Raw genomic sequence first — 15,627 nt, forward strand, 5'->3', positions numbered from 1 at the left:
ATGGCCGAACCCACGCTTTTGCCCGAGCGGCTCCAGTACCGCCCGACCAAGATCGAGCTCGACGAGAGCATCGAGAAGGCCAAGGCGACCCTTCTTAAGAAGATCAAGCGCTCGGTGTATGTCTACCGCGTTGACTGCGGCGGCTGCAACGGCTGCGAGATCGAGATCTTCGGTTCCATCACGCCCGTCTTCGACGTCGAGCGCTTTGGCATCAAGGTCGTGCCCTCGCCTCGTCATGCCGACGTGCTGTTGTACACCGGCGCCGTGACGCGTGCCATGCGCATGCCGGCCCTGCGCGCCTTTGAGGCCGCACCCGATCCCAAGATCGTGGTGTCCTATGGCGCGTGCGGCTGCACCGGTGGCATCTTCTACGACAACTACTGCGTCTGGGGCGGTACGGACAAGATTCTGCCGGTCGATGTCTACATCCCCGGCTGCCCGCCCAGCCCCGCGCAGACCATCTACGGCTTTGCCATGGCGCTCGGTCTGCTGGACCAAAAGCTCCATGCCGAGACCACGGTGGAGGCCGCCGGCGAGCAGGCCGATATCCTGCACCCCGGCGTGCCGTACAAGCTGCGTGTGGCCATCGAGCGTGAGGCTCGCGCCATGAGCGGCTACCGCTACGGCCGTGACCTGGCCAACGAGTTTATGGATACGCTCGAGGGCGCGCCCAAGGGCGATATCCGCGGCGCCATGGCGCTGCTCATCGATAAGCAGGACGATCCGCGCCGCGTCGAGGTGTACTCGGCGCTGCAGGATCTGGTGCTGGCCGGAGGTCGCTAGATGGAGCTCACGGACCGCTCTGGTTACTTTGCGGGTCCCGGCATGCTCGGCGGCTCTTTTGGCGATGCCTCGCGCGCAAGCGACGAGGCCGCCGAGGGCGTCGCCGACCCCTGCCTGGGCCATACGCCCGACCAGGTGGTCTTCTATGAGCTCACGCGTAAGTTTGTGGAGACCGAGGAAGACGTTCCCCAGGAGGCCTGCGACGTGCTGTACTACACGCTCGCCGTGGGCCACCACACCGGCGTGCTCGACTGCTTTGAGCCGCGCCTGTCGGTGCCGGTGGACGTGTTTTATTCGCTCGTCGACGCGCTGCCGGAGGGGGAGGCCAAAACCAAGTTCGAGGCCATCCGCTCCTTTGGTGAGTGCCAGCTCGACAAGGCGGCGGTGCCGTCGCTGCTCGAGGCCTGCGATGCGCTGCTCGACGAGCGCGGTTTTCGCGGGTCGGCCAAGGCCGGCATCTCGGTGTTCGACGACGACTTTGGCCTGCATGCCCAGCAGGTCGCGTTCTTAATGAAGTTCCGCGATTTGGTGGAGCGCGTGCGCGATGTGTCGGGCGTGTATCTGACGGGAAGGTTGCAGTAATGGGTCGCGTTGTGGATGGACGTGTGAACGGCGCCCCGTTTGCGGGTATCGTGCTCACGGCGGGAAGCGTTCTGCGTGCCGACGATGCCGCCGGCCCCGTGCTCTCCAAAAAGATGGAGGACGCACCCATCGCCGGTTGGTACACCATCGACGGCGGCCAAACGCCCGAGGATGACATCATCGAGGTCAAGCGCGAGCGTCCGCCGCGTCTGGTATTGGTCGATGCCGCCGACATGGCGCTGCCCGTCGGCGCCATCCGCTTGCTCGACAAACGTGATGTGGCCCGCAAGTCGATGTTCACCACGCATTCGCTCCCTTTGTCGATTCTGATCGAAGAGATTGAGCAATCGTGCGAAGATATCGTCTTCATAGGGATTCAGCCGGGCGATACGGAGTTCTATAACCCCATGTCCCCGGAGGTCTTTGAGGCCGTCGACGCCGTGTATGACGCCGTGGCCGCCAACGACTTTTCCCACTTTGTCCGCTTGGGGCAGGAGCTATAGGAGCGCTTGTCCCTGCTGATTAGGAAAGAAGTGATTGACATGGCAGATTCCAAGGCAGAATATCCCGCTCCCGATTGCCTGGCGCCCGCCGCGATCGAGGCCAAGACCGAGGCCGCCGGCGTGACCAAGGCTAACCTGCCGGTCGCTAAGGCCTTTCTGTTGGCAATGTTCGCCGGCGCGTTTATCGCCTTCGGCGGCCTGTTCTTTACGGTGTTTTTGAGCGACAGCACGCTGGGCTGGGGTGCCCAGCGCGTCGTGGGCGGCCTGTGCTTTTGCCTGGGCCTGGTGCTGGTGCTGGTGTGCGGCGCTGAGCTGTTTACCGGTAATTCGCTTATGGTCTGCGCGCTCAAGAGCAAAAAGATCACCTTGGTCCAGATGCTTAAGGCATGGATCGTCGTGTGGGTCGGCAATTTTGTCGGTGCTCTGTTCATCGTCTTTTTGGTGTACATGGCCGGCATCTATAAGCTCAACGGCGAGGCGGTCGCCAACTCCATGGTGAGCGTCGCCGCCGGCAAGGTGACGATCGACTGGGTGACGATCTTCTTCCGCGGCATCCTGTGCAACATCTTTGTGTGCCTGGCCGTGTGGATCGGTACCGCCGGCAAGACCGTGGTCGATAAGGTTGTGGGCATTTTGCTGCCCATCGCTGCCTTTGTGGCCTGCGGTTTTGAGCACTGCGTCGCCAACATGTACTTTTTGCCCATGGGTGCCGTGATGCACGCGTTCGGCTATGGTGCCGACGTCGCCGGCGCCGATGCACTCAACGCTGCGGGCATTGCGTTTAACTTGTCCGCCGCCACGCTGGGCAACATCGTGGGCGGCGCGGTTCTGATCGCGCTCGGCTACTGGTTTATCTACGCTAAGAAGTCCGAGGCGTAAGGTACCGTCTGTTTGACGTTGGGCCTCCCGCGGGGCGTTGCCGTGTGGGAGGCTATTTGGGTCTGGGGCTCGTTGTCGGGCTGTTGGCCTGTTGTGTTTGGCTGATGAAAGGGGTAATCGAGATGGCATCTGCTGTGAAGCGTGACGGTCGCGCCGTGGTGACGACATGCGGGGGATGCTATGCCGATTGCGCCTTTGCGGCCCATGTTGAGGATGGACGTGTGGTGGCCGAGTTGCCGGTGCCGGGGCATCCGTGCGCGGCGCGTGCCCTGTGCGCCCGCGGACGGCATCGCCTGGCAATGCCGTTTGACGAGCGTGACCGCATTGTGCACCCCATGCGACGCCGCCGGGATGGCTCGGGGTTCGATGCGATTACCTGGGACGAGGCGTTCGCGCAGATTGCCGAGCGTCTTTTGGGGATTGTTGACGAGTGCGGGCCTCGTGCACTGGGCATGACGCTCGGCGTTCCCTCGTTCGACCGCTACTGGGCCTATCGCTTTATGCATGCGCTGGGTTCGCCCAACGTGTACGGTGCCGATGGTGCCTGCGAGGTAAGTCGTCTCACCGGATGGGAGCACAGCCTGGGCTACAGCCCCGCCTCCGACCTGGCGCATACCGACTGCATCATGTACCTGGGGCGTTCCATCGTCGATTCATCGACGATGGGGGCCGTCGATGCGCTCAACGATGCGCGCCGGCGCGGGGCGAAGATCATCGTGGTTGACCCCCGGCGCAGCGGTTCGGCCGCGCTTGCCGATCGCTGGCTCCGCGTGCGTCCGGGCTGCGACTTGGCGCTGCTGTTGGGTATTGTCCACGTGCTGATTGCCGAGGGCCTGTACGACCACGAGTTCGTTGCCCGCTATACCACGGGTTTTGACGAGCTGGTGCAGGCGGCCAGTGCTTGGACGCCCGAGTGGGCCGAGTCGATGTGCGACGTGCCGGCCGCAGAGATTGTCGCCACGGCGCGCGATCTCGCTGCCGCCGCGCCTGCCGCTGTGGTGGATGCGGGTTTTCATGGTGGCATCGGTATCGCGTATGCCAATAGCACCCAGACCGCGCGCGCTATCTGCTTGGTCGATGTGCTGCTGGGCTGCATCGGACACGCGGGCGGCGCCCTCAATCCGCCCACGCCGCTTGTGTTGGGCGACCTCGATCCCGCACGCTTTGCGACGCCGCCGGTGCCTCGCGGACCCAAGCTGGGGTCCGAGCGCTATCCACTGGTCGATCCGGTGCGCGGCCTGTGCACGACCATCGGCCAGTCGATTCTTGCCGGCGATTTGCGTGGGCTCATCGTCTATGCCAGTAACCCCGGTGCGGGCTATGGCAATGCACAGGCTTGGTTGGGTATTTTGCAGCAGCTCGACTTGCTCGTGACGATTGATATTCGCTGGTCCGAGACGGCGCGTGCTTCTGATTTCGTGCTGCCCGACGTGACGTATCTGGAGGCCGACCGCGGTGTGGGAACGGTCGTGGGCCGCAACGACGCGCGCGTGTTCTACCGCAACGCCGTGCTGCCCGTGTTGCATGGCGACACGCGTCCCGGTCGGGAGATCTTTGCCGGGTTGGCTGCGGCCTGCGGCGTGGGCGAGTACTTCCAGTTTACGTCTGACGATCTGGCGGCTGCCCAGGTGGCTCCGTTTGGGATCGACCTCACTGCGCTCAAGGAGCGCGGTTGGGCTGACACGGGCGTGCAACTGCCGCCGCGTACGGGCGAGCCTGTGATTCCGCTCGACGGCGGCAAGATTGCGCTGGTAAGCGATGTATGGGAGCGCGCCGGCCTGGGTCGTGTGCCCGGCTGGATTGCCCCGATGGTGGAGCCAGGGCCGGGGATGTTTCGCCTCATTAGCGGCAACCGACCCTTTGAGTCGCACACTTCGCGCAGACTTGCTGCGGCGGGTGCCGCCGAGGCGGGCTCGGATCTGGATGCCGTGCAGATGAATGCCGATGCCGCTGCGCGCATGGGTATCGCCAATGGCGAGGTCGTCGAGCTGGTAAGCGACATGGGCCGCGACCGCGTACGCGTGGAGACCACACCCTATCTACATCCGGCGTGCATCTTTACGTCGGCGGCTCCGGGCGGGCGTTCGTTTGGCGCCGGCGCGGATGGAGCCCAGGCACTTGGCGTCGGTCCGCTCGACCACACGCCGCTGCGCTGGGACCCCATTACGGGCGCCGCGCTTACCCAGGAAAACGCAGTTCGCGTGGAAAAGATTGCCACGCACGGGGATAATGACGAGTAATTGACTCAGCTGATGTATTTGATTGATCCACGTATTTTTTGAAAGGTCGCACATGAGCGATAGCCAGAACATGTCCGATGAGGTGCGCGCCCGCCTGCGTGCCATTCCCTCCGTCAACGAGCTGCTTGCCGAGTGGCCGGTCGTGAAGGCGGCGGGGGAGACGTGCGACGCGGTAGTCCATGCCGCCGTTACGGCCGAGCTCGACGAGGAGCGCGCCGCCATTCGCGCCGGTGCCGCCCCGCGTTCCAAGCGCGAGCTGGCCTCGGCCATCGAGTGGCGTGCGCACCGCTCTGCGCTGCCGAGCCTGCGTCCCGCCGTCAACGCCACGGGTGTGGTTATCCATACCAACTTGGGTCGCGCCCCGCTCGCGGAATCAGCTGCCAAAGCCGTGGCCGAGGTCGCGCGCGGGTATAGCACGCTCGAGTACAGCGTCGACACCTGTTCGCGCGGGTCGCGCAAGGAGCACGCCGCGCAGCTGATCCGCTCACTCACCGGTGCCGAGGACGCGCTCGTGGTCAACAACAATGCCGCCGCTGTGCTGCTGGTGCTGGCGACCCATGCCGCAGGCAAAGAGGTCATCGTCAGCCGCGGCGAGCTTGTCGAGATCGGCGGCAGCTTCCGCATCCCCGATGTCATGGCGGCTTCGGGCGCCAAACTCGTCGAGGTCGGCGCCACCAACCGCACGCACCTGGCTGATTATGAGCAAGCCATCACGCCCGATACGGCGATGATCCTTAAGGTCCATCCTTCCAACTATCGCATCGAGGGTTTTCACGAAGAGGTGGGCTCTCGGGAGCTTGCCGCCCTGGCCCACAAGCATGGCCTGCTGTTCTACGAGGACCAGGGCTCGGGCGCGCTGTTGCCCGACGACATCTTGGTGCGCGGCGGCGAAGAAACCACGCCGGCTTCGGTTTCGGCGGGGCTCGATATCGTGTCGTGCTCGGGCGATAAGCTGCTGGGTGCCGCGCAGGCGGGCATTATCATGGGTCGTCGCGATCTGGTCCAGGCCTGTGGGTCACATCCGCTTATGCGCGCCTTGCGTCCGGGTAAGCTCGCACTGGCGGCGCTCGAGGCTACACTGCGCATCTACTTGGATGGGGCGGATGTGGCCCATCGCGAGGTGCCGGTGCTCAACATGCTCACGCTCCCGCAGGCTCATCTGGAGCGTCGTGCCCGCAAGCTGCGCGATCGGATGGTCGCCGGGCTCGATAAGGCCGGTTGCCCGTGCGCCGTTCAGGTGGAGATCGTCGAGGAATCGTCGACCCCTGGTGGCGGCTCGCTGCCTACCGTCGAGTTGCCCACCATGTGCGTTGCCGTGCGTCTTGTCGATGAGCGTCTTTCCGTTGACGCACTCAAGCGCTCGCTCGTCCAAGATTTCGACACTCCGGTCGTCACACGAACCTCGCACGATCGCATTTTGTTTGACGTCCGTACGCTCGTGGGCGACCGCGATATCGAGACGGCGGCATCGACGCTCGTCGCGTGCGTTGAGAAGGCGATTGCTCGATGAGTGAGGTTCAGGCGCTGGTGGAGTGTCCCGTTATCGTTGGCACGGCGGGCCACGTTGACCACGGCAAGTCGGCATTGATCGAGGCGCTGACCGGCAAGAATCCCGACCGTCTGGAGGTTGAGCGCCGTCGCGGTATGACCGTGGAGCTGGGCTTTGGCGAGCTGGCACTGCCGAGTGGCAAGATCGTCGGCCTGGTCGACGTGCCGGGCCACGCGCATTACCTGCGCGCCATGGTGCAGGGTGCGACAGGCATCGACGTTGCCGTGCTGGTGATCTCTGCCGTTGAGGGTGTAATGCCGCAGACGCGCGAGCACGTGCACGTGCTGGAGCTGCTGGGCGTCACGCATATGGTGGTGGCGCTGACGATGTGTGACCTGGCCGATGCCGAGATGACCGAGCTTGCCGAGCTCGATGTCGATGACTTTTTGTCGGGTACCGTGTTTGCGGGCGCGCCGATTGTGCCCGTGTCGTCTAAGACGGGCGAGGGGATCGACGGGCTGCTTGCGGTGCTCGACGAGCAGGTAAGTGCCTGCTGGGATGCCTGCCGCGACCGTGCCGAGCGCACCGATGCCGCGCCGCGCCTGCCGATTGACCGCTGCTTTACGATTAAGGGCGTCGGCACTGTCGTAACGGGAACGCTGCACGATGCGCCGGTTGCGGTGGGCGACGAGCTGATGGCTTTGCCGTCGCGCACGGTCTGTCGCGTGCGCGGGATTCAGGTGCATGGCGATACGCCGCGCGCGCTGCCTGGTCAGCGTGTGGCGCTCAACCTAGTTGGTGACGGTGTCGCGGCGCTTGACCGTGGCGAGATGCTGGGCGTGGCGGACCGCTTTGGCCAGACGTTGCGCTTTATGATGACGTTCACCTACCTGGGCCGCGAGGGCACCAAGCCGCGCGTGCTCGAGTCGGGCGCGCGTGTGCATGTGATGGCCGGCACGGCCGAGGTCGTCGGCCGCATCATGCTTTTGGAGGGCGAGGCCCCCATGGCGGTGGGCGAGACCCGTACCGTGCAGGTGCGCCTGGAGGACCCGCTGCCGCTGTGTGCCGGAGACCATGCCGTGGTGCTGTCGTATTCGCCCGTTATGCTCATTGGCGGCGGGCGCGTGCTGCTTTCGCGCTGCCGTCGCTCGCGCGAGCTTTCTGCCGGCGAGCGCGCACTGTTTGCGGCGCTTGAGTCCGGCGATACCGCGGGCGGTGTGGGCGCTTGGCTGGCGCTGCAGATGCTGCCAGTTACGGCGGTTGATGTTGCCGACGCTTTGGATCTTGGTGTCGGCGAGGTCGATGCCGCACTGCGCGGGTTGGTGTCGCGGGGCTCTGTTCGCAAGCTTGCTGTGGGTGATGCGGACTACTTGGCGGACGCCGTGGTGCTCGACGCTGCGATGGATGCACTGGCGGCGACCCTGTCAGCCATGCACGCGGCGGCTCCCAAGGAGACGGGCTTTACGCCCGGCGCCGTTGCCCATGCTGCGTGGCCTGCCGCTGATGAAGGCGTTGCCTCGGCTCTGATTGCCGAGGGCTGCTCGCGTGGCGTGTGCGCCGCCGAGGGCGCCGAGGTATTCGATCCGCATTCGGCCGCCGCGGCGGCACGCGTGGTGCGAGAGGCTTGCGAACGGATCGTCGCGCTTCTTGACGAGGCCGGCCTGGATGCACCGGCGCTGCCCGAGGTGGGCGAACAACTGCAGCTCGGTCGCGACACCATGACGCGTGCCCTGCGCGAGCTTTCGCTCAACCGCTCGATCGTTAAGGTCGAGCGCGACGTTGCCCTGTCTGCCGCCGCCGAGGCCCATGCGCGTGAGCTCGTCGCCGCCGCCATTGAGGCAGCCGGCGGCGCAGCCACAACGAGCGTGCTGCGCGAGGCCCTGGGCGTGTCGCGCAAACGCGCCATCAGCATCTTGGAGCACCTGGATGCCGTGCGCTTTACGGTGCTCGACAAGGACGCCGGCGGCCTGAGGTCCCTGCGCTAGGCCGGTCACCCGCTCCCACCTCCTCAGTTGCGGTGAAATAGTTCCTATTTGGAGGCTTTGGCAGCAAATACAGGAACTATTCCACCGCAACTTCTTGTTCGTCTTTTTGGGATGGAGCCGTTTCGGTTTGGTAAAATACCGCCGCACTTGGGAACGGATGGGCTCCGGTGGGCTCCGCGGTCCTCAAAACCGTTGCGAGGCGTGCAAAACGTCTTGGATGTGTTCGATTCACATACGTTCCCGCCATACGCTACCAGCGCTTTTGTGCTCGCGGTCTTGCTGCGTGCCGCAAAGGCGCTGTTTTGTTTTTGCGTGGGTTTGCCGTGCCGCCCGCTTTATCGGCGACGGTATCTGGCTTCGTGTGTCGGGTTTCGAGCATGCCGATGGAGGTGTTTTGCCGTATGACTACCGTAAGACGGGTCGATCTTTCTTGCGTCGTCCAAGCGGGCGGGCTGTCCTCACGCATGGGCCGCGATAAGGCGCGCATGACGTTTTGCGGCGAACCGCTCATCGAGCGCGTGCTGGGTCGGCTGGCGCCACTTGCCGGCGAGTTGGTCGTGACAACGTCGCGCCCCAGCGAGCTTGCCTATCTTGAGGAGCGCACGTTTGGCGGTCTGGTGCCGCGAATAGTGTCGGACCTTGAGGGGCCGGCGGGTGCCATGCGCGGCATCGCGAGCTCGTTGGCCGCGGCGCGATTGCCGTTCGTGGCGATCGTCGCCTGCGATATGCCGTTTGTCTCGCCGGAACTCATCGGCGCGCTCGCCGATCGTGTTGAGGCCGAGGCGCTCGACGTGTGCGTGCCGTGCGAGGAGCGGGGGATTGAGCCGCTTTGCGCCGTCTGGCGCCGTGACGCGTGTGCGCCGGCCGCCCATGAGCTGCTCGCCTGCGACCGCCAGCGCATTCGCTGCCTGATCAATCGCGTTCAGGCTGGTTATATGGATGAACCGCAGATCGTTAAGGCCGCGGGCTCGACGCTCTGCTTCGAAAACGTCAATACGCCCGAGGAGTTTGCGGCGGCCGAGTTACTCGCCTAGACGATTGGAGTTGCCATGTCTCACGATATTTGTCCCGACACGGGAGAGCCTTGCACTTGCGATGGTTCCGAGCCCTGTACCTGCGGCTGCGGTGGCTGTGGACATACTGCGGAAGAGGAAGCGGCCGCCGCGGCGTATCGCGAGGCACATCGCGAAGGCCCGTCCGGTGATGCCCTCGACCACGAGCGCAAGATTATCGTTTCGTTCGACAGCACCTTCGATGTGATGGAATGCGAGCAGCTGTGCCTTGCCGCCGGTGTGCCCGGGCGCATCATGCCGCTGCCCGGCTCCATTACCGCAGGTTGCGGCCTGTGCTGGGCCATGCCGTTCTCGGGCGATGCGCTCGCCGCCTTCCGCGCCGCCACTGAGGGCCGCATAACCCCTGCCGACTACCATCAGCTCGTCCTCTAACCACCAACACCACCACAAAGGTGCCCAATGTGGTGGTTTGGAACATGTGGACGAAACAGCTTCGAAACACGCGATTTGCGCGTTGGGCACTCAAAAACGCTTCTACCTGCATCGTAATCAAAACGAAACATCTGCTCGTCGGCTTATGCGAAACTTTTCTGCAACAGTGCGATATTATCCATACTCGATAAAGCTCGCGGCGCATGGGGCGCCTCGAACGACACTTTTCTTTTCCATCAATTGGAGGAAGCATGAGCTACACGCAGAAAGTTCTCGAAGAGCTCAAGGCCCGCTATCCCGAGCAGCCTGAGTTCATCCAGGCCGCGACCGAGATTCTCGGCACCATCCAGCCGGCGCTCGACGCCCATCCCGAGTACGAGGAGGCCGCCCTGCTTGAGCGTCTCGTCGAGCCCGAGCGCATCGTCATGTTCCGTGTTCCCTGGGTCGACGACCAGGGCAAGGTTCAGGTCAACCGCGGTTACCGCGTCGAGTTCAACTCTGCCATTGGACCCTACAAGGGCGGCCTGCGCTTTAACCCGACGGTCACCCTGGGTATGCTCAAGTTCCTGGGTCTGGAGCAGATCCTCAAGAACAGCCTGACCACCCTTCCCATGGGCGGCGGCAAGGGCGGCTCCGACTTTGACCCCAAGGGCAAGTCCAACAACGAGATCATGCACTTCTGCCAGTCCTTCATGACCGAGCTCTATCGCCACATTGGCCCCAACACCGACGTTCCCGCCGGCGACCTGGGCGTTGGCGGCCGCGAGGTTGCCTACCTGTTCGGTCAGTACAAGCGCCTGACCAACGAGTGGACCGGCGTTCTTACCGGCAAGGGCCTCTCCTTTGGCGGCTCGCTCGCCCGTACCGAGGCCACCGGTTACGGTCTGGCCTACTTTGTGGACGAGTACCTTAAGAGCCGCGGCGACTCCTTCGAGGGCAAGAACGTCGTCGTTCACGGCTCCGGCAACGTCGCTATCTACGCGGTCCAGAAGGTCACTCAGCTCGGCGGCAAGGTGCTCGCCTGCTCCGATACCCACGGCTGGGTCGAGGATCCCGACGGCATCGACTACACCGTGCTCGAGCATGTCTACAACAAGAAGCGCTCCGGCCACGACAAGGGCGTTACGCTCGCCATGTACGTCGACGAGAAGCCCAATGCCACGTGGCACGAGGGTGACGGCCGCGGCGTGTGGCAGCTGCCCTGCGACATCGCGCTGCCCTGCGCTCGCGAGAACACGCTGCTGCTCGAGGACGCCCAGGCGCTCGTCGCCAACGGCTGCAAGGTGGTCGGCGAGGGCGCGAACATGCCCACGACCATCGAGGCCACGACCTACTTCCAGGAGCACGGCGTCGCCTTTATGCCCGGTAAGGCTGCCAACGCCGGCGGCGTGCTCGTGTCCGGCTTGGAGATGAGCCAGAACGCCGAGCACCTGTCCTGGACCTTCGAGGAGGTCGACGGCAAGCTCGAGCAGCTCATGCGCGGCATGTTCCACAACGTGGACGACACCGCCAAGGAGTACGGCGAGGAGGGCAACTTCGTCATGGGCGCCAACATTGCCGGCTTCCTGAAGGTTGCCGACGCCATGCTCGCCCAGGGCGTCTGCTAAATCTTCGCTCGATATAGCATGTGATGAGGCTCCCAGCTATCTGGCTGGGAGCCTTTTCTATCCCGGAGGACTCCTCATAACTTGCGGTGATATACGGACTGTTTTGCGTTCCAGAACGGCTAATCAGTCCGTATATCACCGCAAGTTATGGATGGGTGGGTGGATTTTGTCCTAAAACGGTGTGCGGCCCCTCGTTTGGTACACTTAAAGGTACTGGACAAGTGAAGAGATGGGGGAGAACGTGCTCAAGTTCGGTACCTACGTCCGTGTTGGAAACGCGGCCGAAGCCTATGAGCTCTTGCAGAAGAACCGCAACAACAAGATTGTGGGCGGCGGCATCTGGATGCGCCTGGGATCGCGTCGCGTGGCGACGGCGATTGACCTTTCGGCCTGCGGACTCGATCAGATCGAGGAGACCGAGACCGAGTTTCGCATCGGTGCCATGTGCACCCTGCGCCAGCTCGAGCGCCATGCCGAGCTCAACGCGCTTGTCAACAATGTCTTTGAGTTCGCCGTCCACGATATCGTGGGTGTGCAGCTGCGCAATACCGCCACGGTGGGCGGCAGCATCTACGGTCGCTTTGGCTTCTCGGACGTTCTCTCCGCCTTTCTCGCGCTCGATTCCTATGTTGAGCTGACGGGTGCCGGTCGCGTGCCGCTTGTCGAGTTCGTGGACATGGGCTACGTGCGCGACGTGATCGAGCACGTCGTGGTCGTTAAGCACGACTATCGCGCGAGCTATGAGGCCGTGCGCAAGGCCGCGACCGACTTCCCCTCGCTTAATGTCACCGCTGCCTGGTGGGACAACTCCTGGCACGTCACCGTGGGCGCCCGCCCGCTGCGCGCGACCCTGCTGCAGGGCGAGGCATGCGGTCTGGTGAACGAACAACCTTCCGAGGACGAGCTGCGTGCCCTGGCCGCGTCCGTACGCGCGCTGAGCTACGGCACCAACCTGTGGGGCTCGGCCGACTACCGCCGCCGCATCTCGGCCCCGCTTGCCGTCCAGGCTGTGCGTCGCGCCGCCGGCATCGAGCTTTCGGCCGCGCTTGCGCACGAGCTCGAGGGCGTGCAGATTCCTAAGTTTGCCACGGACGAGTATTCCTGCCGCCGCGTGCCCGGCGTCGATTCTAGCGAGGTGCGCTAATGGCTGCCAAACTCATCGATCTTTCCTTTACGCTCAACGACCGCAAGGTCAAGGTTCAGATTGCCCCCGATACCATGCTCTTTGCGCTGTTGCGCGAGCAGGGCTGCGCGTCGGTGCGCTGCGCCTGCGAGACCACCAACTGCGGCCTGTGCACGGTGTGGCTCGACGGCGACCCGGTGCTGAGCTGCTCGGTTCCCGCCGCTCGCGTCGAGGGCCACACCATCACCACGCTCGAGGGCCTCAAAGCCGAGTCTGAGGCGCTGGCCCGTGCGATGGCTGCCGAAGGCGCCGAGCAGTGCGGTTTTTGCGCCCCCGGCCTTATCATGAACGTACTGGCGCTTGCCCGCGCCGCCAAGGAGGACCCGAGCCTCGTCGCCACGCGCGAGGAGCTGTCGCGCCAGCTCGCCGGCAACCTCTGCCGTTGCAGCGGCTACGAGAGCCAGCTGCGCGCCATCGTCCGCTTCCTCAACGAGTCCGGCGTGCAGGTGGGCTTTGAGATGCCCGAGCTGCCGGTCAACGACACCAGCTGCGATGGTGTCGCGTACAAGCAGATCACCCACAAGCAGCCCAAGAAGGACTCGAAGGCCCTGCTCGAGGGGCGTCCCGTCTACACGGGCGACTTGGTGCCCGCCGGCGCCCTGATCGTCAAGCTCAAGCGCAGCCCGTATGCCCGCGCCAAGATCCGCTCCATCGATACGTCGCGTGCCCTGAAGGTGCCCGGCGTGGTGGGCGTTTACACCTACGAGGACGTGCCCAAGCGCCGCTTTACCATCGCCGGCCAGAGCTATCCGCAGCCTTCGCCCTACGACCGTCTGATTCTTGAGAACCTGGTGCGCTACCAAAACGAGGAGGTGGCGATCGTCGCCGCCGAGACTGAGGAGGCTGCTGACAAGGCGCTCAAACTCATTAAGGTCGACTATGAGGTGCTCGAGCCGCTGCTCGACTTTACCCAGGCGCTCGATAATGACATCGTGGTCCACCCCGAGGGTGACGTGACCTTTATGTTCCCGCAGGGCGGCGACGTTCCGCGCAACTTGGTATGCAGCGGCACGAGCGACTTTGGCGACTTGGACGAGGCCTTCGCCCAGAGCGACATCGTCTTCACTCGCACCTACACCAGCCAGGCCACGCAGACCGCGCCCATGGAGACCTTCCGCGCCTTCGCGACGACCGACGCGTTCGGGCGCATCTCGGTGACCACCTCGACGCAGGTGCCCTTCCACGTGCGTCGCATGGTCGCGCAGTCGCTCGACATTCCGCAGTCGCAGGTGCAGGTCATTAAGCCGCGCATCGGCGGCGGCTTTGGCTCCAAGCAGACGGGCTGCTGCGAGATCTTCGTGGCGTTCGTGACCCAGCAGACTGGCCGTCCGAGCTACTGCTGCTACACCCGCGAGGAGACCATCACCGCGGGCAATTCGCGCCACCAGATGCAGATGACCGTTAAGCTGGGCGCCATGAACGACGGCACCATCACGGCCATCGATCTGCATACGTTGTCCAACGCCGGTGCGTATGGCGAGCACGCTACCACGACGATCGGCCTGTCGGGCCACAAGAGCCTGCCCATCTACAACCACGTAAAGGCGAGCCGCTTTAGCTGGGACGCCGTCTACACCAACACCAACCGCGGCGGCGCGTATCGCGGCTACGGTGCCACCCAAGGCCAGTTTGCCGTGGAGAGCGCCGTCAACGAGCTCGCCGACATGCTGCACATGGACCCCGCCGACCTGCGCCTTAAGAACATTGTGCGCGAGGGCGAGACCATGCCGCAGTACTACAACGAGAAGCTCAACGCCTGTGCGCTCGACCGCTGCCTGCTGCGCGCGATGGACATGATCGGTTGGCGCGACAAGCCGCTAGCCGTGGACCTGGGCGACCGCGTGCGCGCCCTGGGCTGCGCGCTCACCATGCAGGGCTCAGGCATTTCCAACGTGGACATCGCCGGCATCGACATGCGCCTGGAAGAGGACGGCTTCATTACCATCGGCACCGGAGCCACCGATAACGGCATGGGCGTCGACACGATCCTGGCGCAGATTGCCGCCGAGGAACTGGGCGTGGAGAGTTCGATGATCGTGGTGCGCGGCGTGGACACTGATGTGTCGCCGTTCGACGCCGGCTCGTACGCGAGCTCGGGTACGTACGTGACGGGCCTTGCCGCCAAGAACGCCGCGACCGAGCTGCGTGAGAAGATTTGCTCCAAAGCCGCCCAGATGTGGGACGTGGACGCCGCCGATGTGGTCTTCGATGGTCAGTACGTGCGTCTGTCCGACGAGCGTGCCGCGCGCGAGCAGAACCGCTACCTCACGCTGCGCGACTTTGCCAACCTGTGCGTCAAGAACATCGCGGGCGGCGACGCGCTGACCTCGCATGCCTCTGCCTGCCTGCCCGTTTCGCCCCCGCCGTTTATGGCCGGCATTGCCGAGGTCGAGGTCGACAAGGCCACCGGCAAGGTGACTGTTGTGGACTACGCGGCGGCTGTGGACTGCGGCACCGTGATCAACGAGGCGCTTGCGCGCGTCCAGGCCGAGGGCGGCATTGCCCAGGGTATCGGCCACGCGCTCTACGAGATTGTCGAGCACGATGACCGCGGCCGTCTGCGCACCGGCAACTTTATGAGCTACAAGCTACCCACGCGCCTGGATATCGGCAGCATACGCGTGGCCTTTGAGCCGAGCTACGAGCCGACGGGTCCGTTTGGTGCCAAGTCGATCGGCGAGGTCGTCATCAACACGCCGCTCGCCGCCGTGGCCTCGGCCGTGGCACACGCCACCGGCCACCAAGTTCGCTCGCTGCCGATCACGCCCGAGAAGGCCCTGCTGGGGGAGTAGGCGAGGAGGCGCTGTACCCGCTCATTGCCTAGCCCGGGGAAACTGCAGCCCACTTTTCAACTGAATTGTGGGCTGCAGTTTCCGTTTGAGGGCCTTGGCGGAAAGTGCATCCCGGAATAGGGGCTCAAAACGGGTTGCA

General features: G+C 64.3%; 12 protein-coding genes and 1 tRNA gene. All 13 read left to right on the plus strand.

Annotation, left to right across the window (positions count from 1 at the left end):
• Positions 1 to 783, plus strand: a complete 783-nt coding sequence (locus AAAX36_RS01210) for an NADH-quinone oxidoreductase subunit B family protein (RefSeq protein WP_022095195.1) — start codon at positions 1 to 3, stop codon at positions 781 to 783.
• Positions 784 to 1,365, plus strand: coding sequence for a formate hydrogenlyase maturation HycH family protein (locus tag AAAX36_RS01215; protein WP_346963887.1), 582 nt, complete (start codon positions 784 to 786; stop codon positions 1,363 to 1,365).
• Complete coding sequence (gene hycI / locus AAAX36_RS01220) at positions 1,365 to 1,868, plus strand: hydrogenase maturation peptidase HycI (protein WP_022095193.1); 504 nt, start codon at positions 1,365 to 1,367, stop codon at positions 1,866 to 1,868. Before AAAX36_RS01215 ends, hycI begins: the two co-directional genes overlap by 1 nt.
• A 39-nt stretch (positions 1,869 to 1,907) precedes the next feature.
• A complete protein-coding gene (locus AAAX36_RS01225) occupies positions 1,908 to 2,747 on the plus strand; it encodes a formate/nitrite transporter family protein (protein WP_349073720.1) in 840 nt (279 codons plus the stop codon).
• 122 nt (positions 2,748 to 2,869) lie between these two features.
• Positions 2,870 to 4,987, plus strand: coding sequence for a molybdopterin-dependent oxidoreductase (locus tag AAAX36_RS01230; protein ID WP_349073721.1), 2,118 nt, complete (start codon positions 2,870 to 2,872; stop codon positions 4,985 to 4,987).
• A 52-nt stretch (positions 4,988 to 5,039) separates the two neighbouring features.
• Positions 5,040 to 6,497, plus strand: coding sequence for an L-seryl-tRNA(Sec) selenium transferase (selA, locus tag AAAX36_RS01235; RefSeq protein WP_349073722.1), 1,458 nt, complete (start codon positions 5,040 to 5,042; stop codon positions 6,495 to 6,497).
• The gene (selB, locus tag AAAX36_RS01240) at positions 6,494 to 8,461 is read left to right on the plus strand and encodes a selenocysteine-specific translation elongation factor (RefSeq protein ID WP_349073723.1); all 1,968 of its coding nucleotides are present in this window, start codon (positions 6,494 to 6,496) and stop codon (positions 8,459 to 8,461) included. Before selA ends, selB begins: the two co-directional genes overlap by 4 nt.
• 149 nt (positions 8,462 to 8,610) lie before the next feature.
• Positions 8,611 to 8,707 (plus strand) — tRNA-Sec (locus AAAX36_RS01245).
• Positions 8,708 to 8,862: 155 nt separating this feature from the next.
• Positions 8,863 to 9,495, plus strand: a complete 633-nt coding sequence (locus tag AAAX36_RS01250) for a molybdenum cofactor guanylyltransferase (protein ID WP_349073724.1) — start codon at positions 8,863 to 8,865, stop codon at positions 9,493 to 9,495.
• Positions 9,496 to 9,510: 15 nt separating this feature from the next.
• Positions 9,511 to 9,906, plus strand: coding sequence for a DUF3343 domain-containing protein (locus AAAX36_RS01255; RefSeq protein ID WP_124786283.1), 396 nt, complete (start codon positions 9,511 to 9,513; stop codon positions 9,904 to 9,906).
• Between the two features lie 251 nt (positions 9,907 to 10,157).
• Positions 10,158 to 11,513: an NADP-specific glutamate dehydrogenase gene (gene gdhA / locus AAAX36_RS01260; protein ID WP_349073725.1), complete on the plus strand. Its 1,356-nt coding sequence runs from the start codon at positions 10,158 to 10,160 to the stop codon at positions 11,511 to 11,513.
• A gap of 241 nt (positions 11,514 to 11,754) precedes the next feature.
• Positions 11,755 to 12,657, plus strand: coding sequence for an FAD binding domain-containing protein (locus AAAX36_RS01265; protein WP_349073726.1), 903 nt, complete (start codon positions 11,755 to 11,757; stop codon positions 12,655 to 12,657).
• Complete coding sequence (locus AAAX36_RS01270) at positions 12,657 to 15,488, plus strand: molybdopterin cofactor-binding domain-containing protein (RefSeq protein WP_349073727.1); 2,832 nt, start codon at positions 12,657 to 12,659, stop codon at positions 15,486 to 15,488. Before AAAX36_RS01265 ends, AAAX36_RS01270 begins: the two co-directional genes overlap by 1 nt.
• The last annotated feature ends 139 nt before the right edge of the window (positions 15,489 to 15,627 follow it).

It is taken from the genome of Collinsella sp. CLA-ER-H10, from assembly GCF_040092475.1.
Classification (GTDB): domain Bacteria; phylum Actinomycetota; class Coriobacteriia; order Coriobacteriales; family Coriobacteriaceae; genus Collinsella.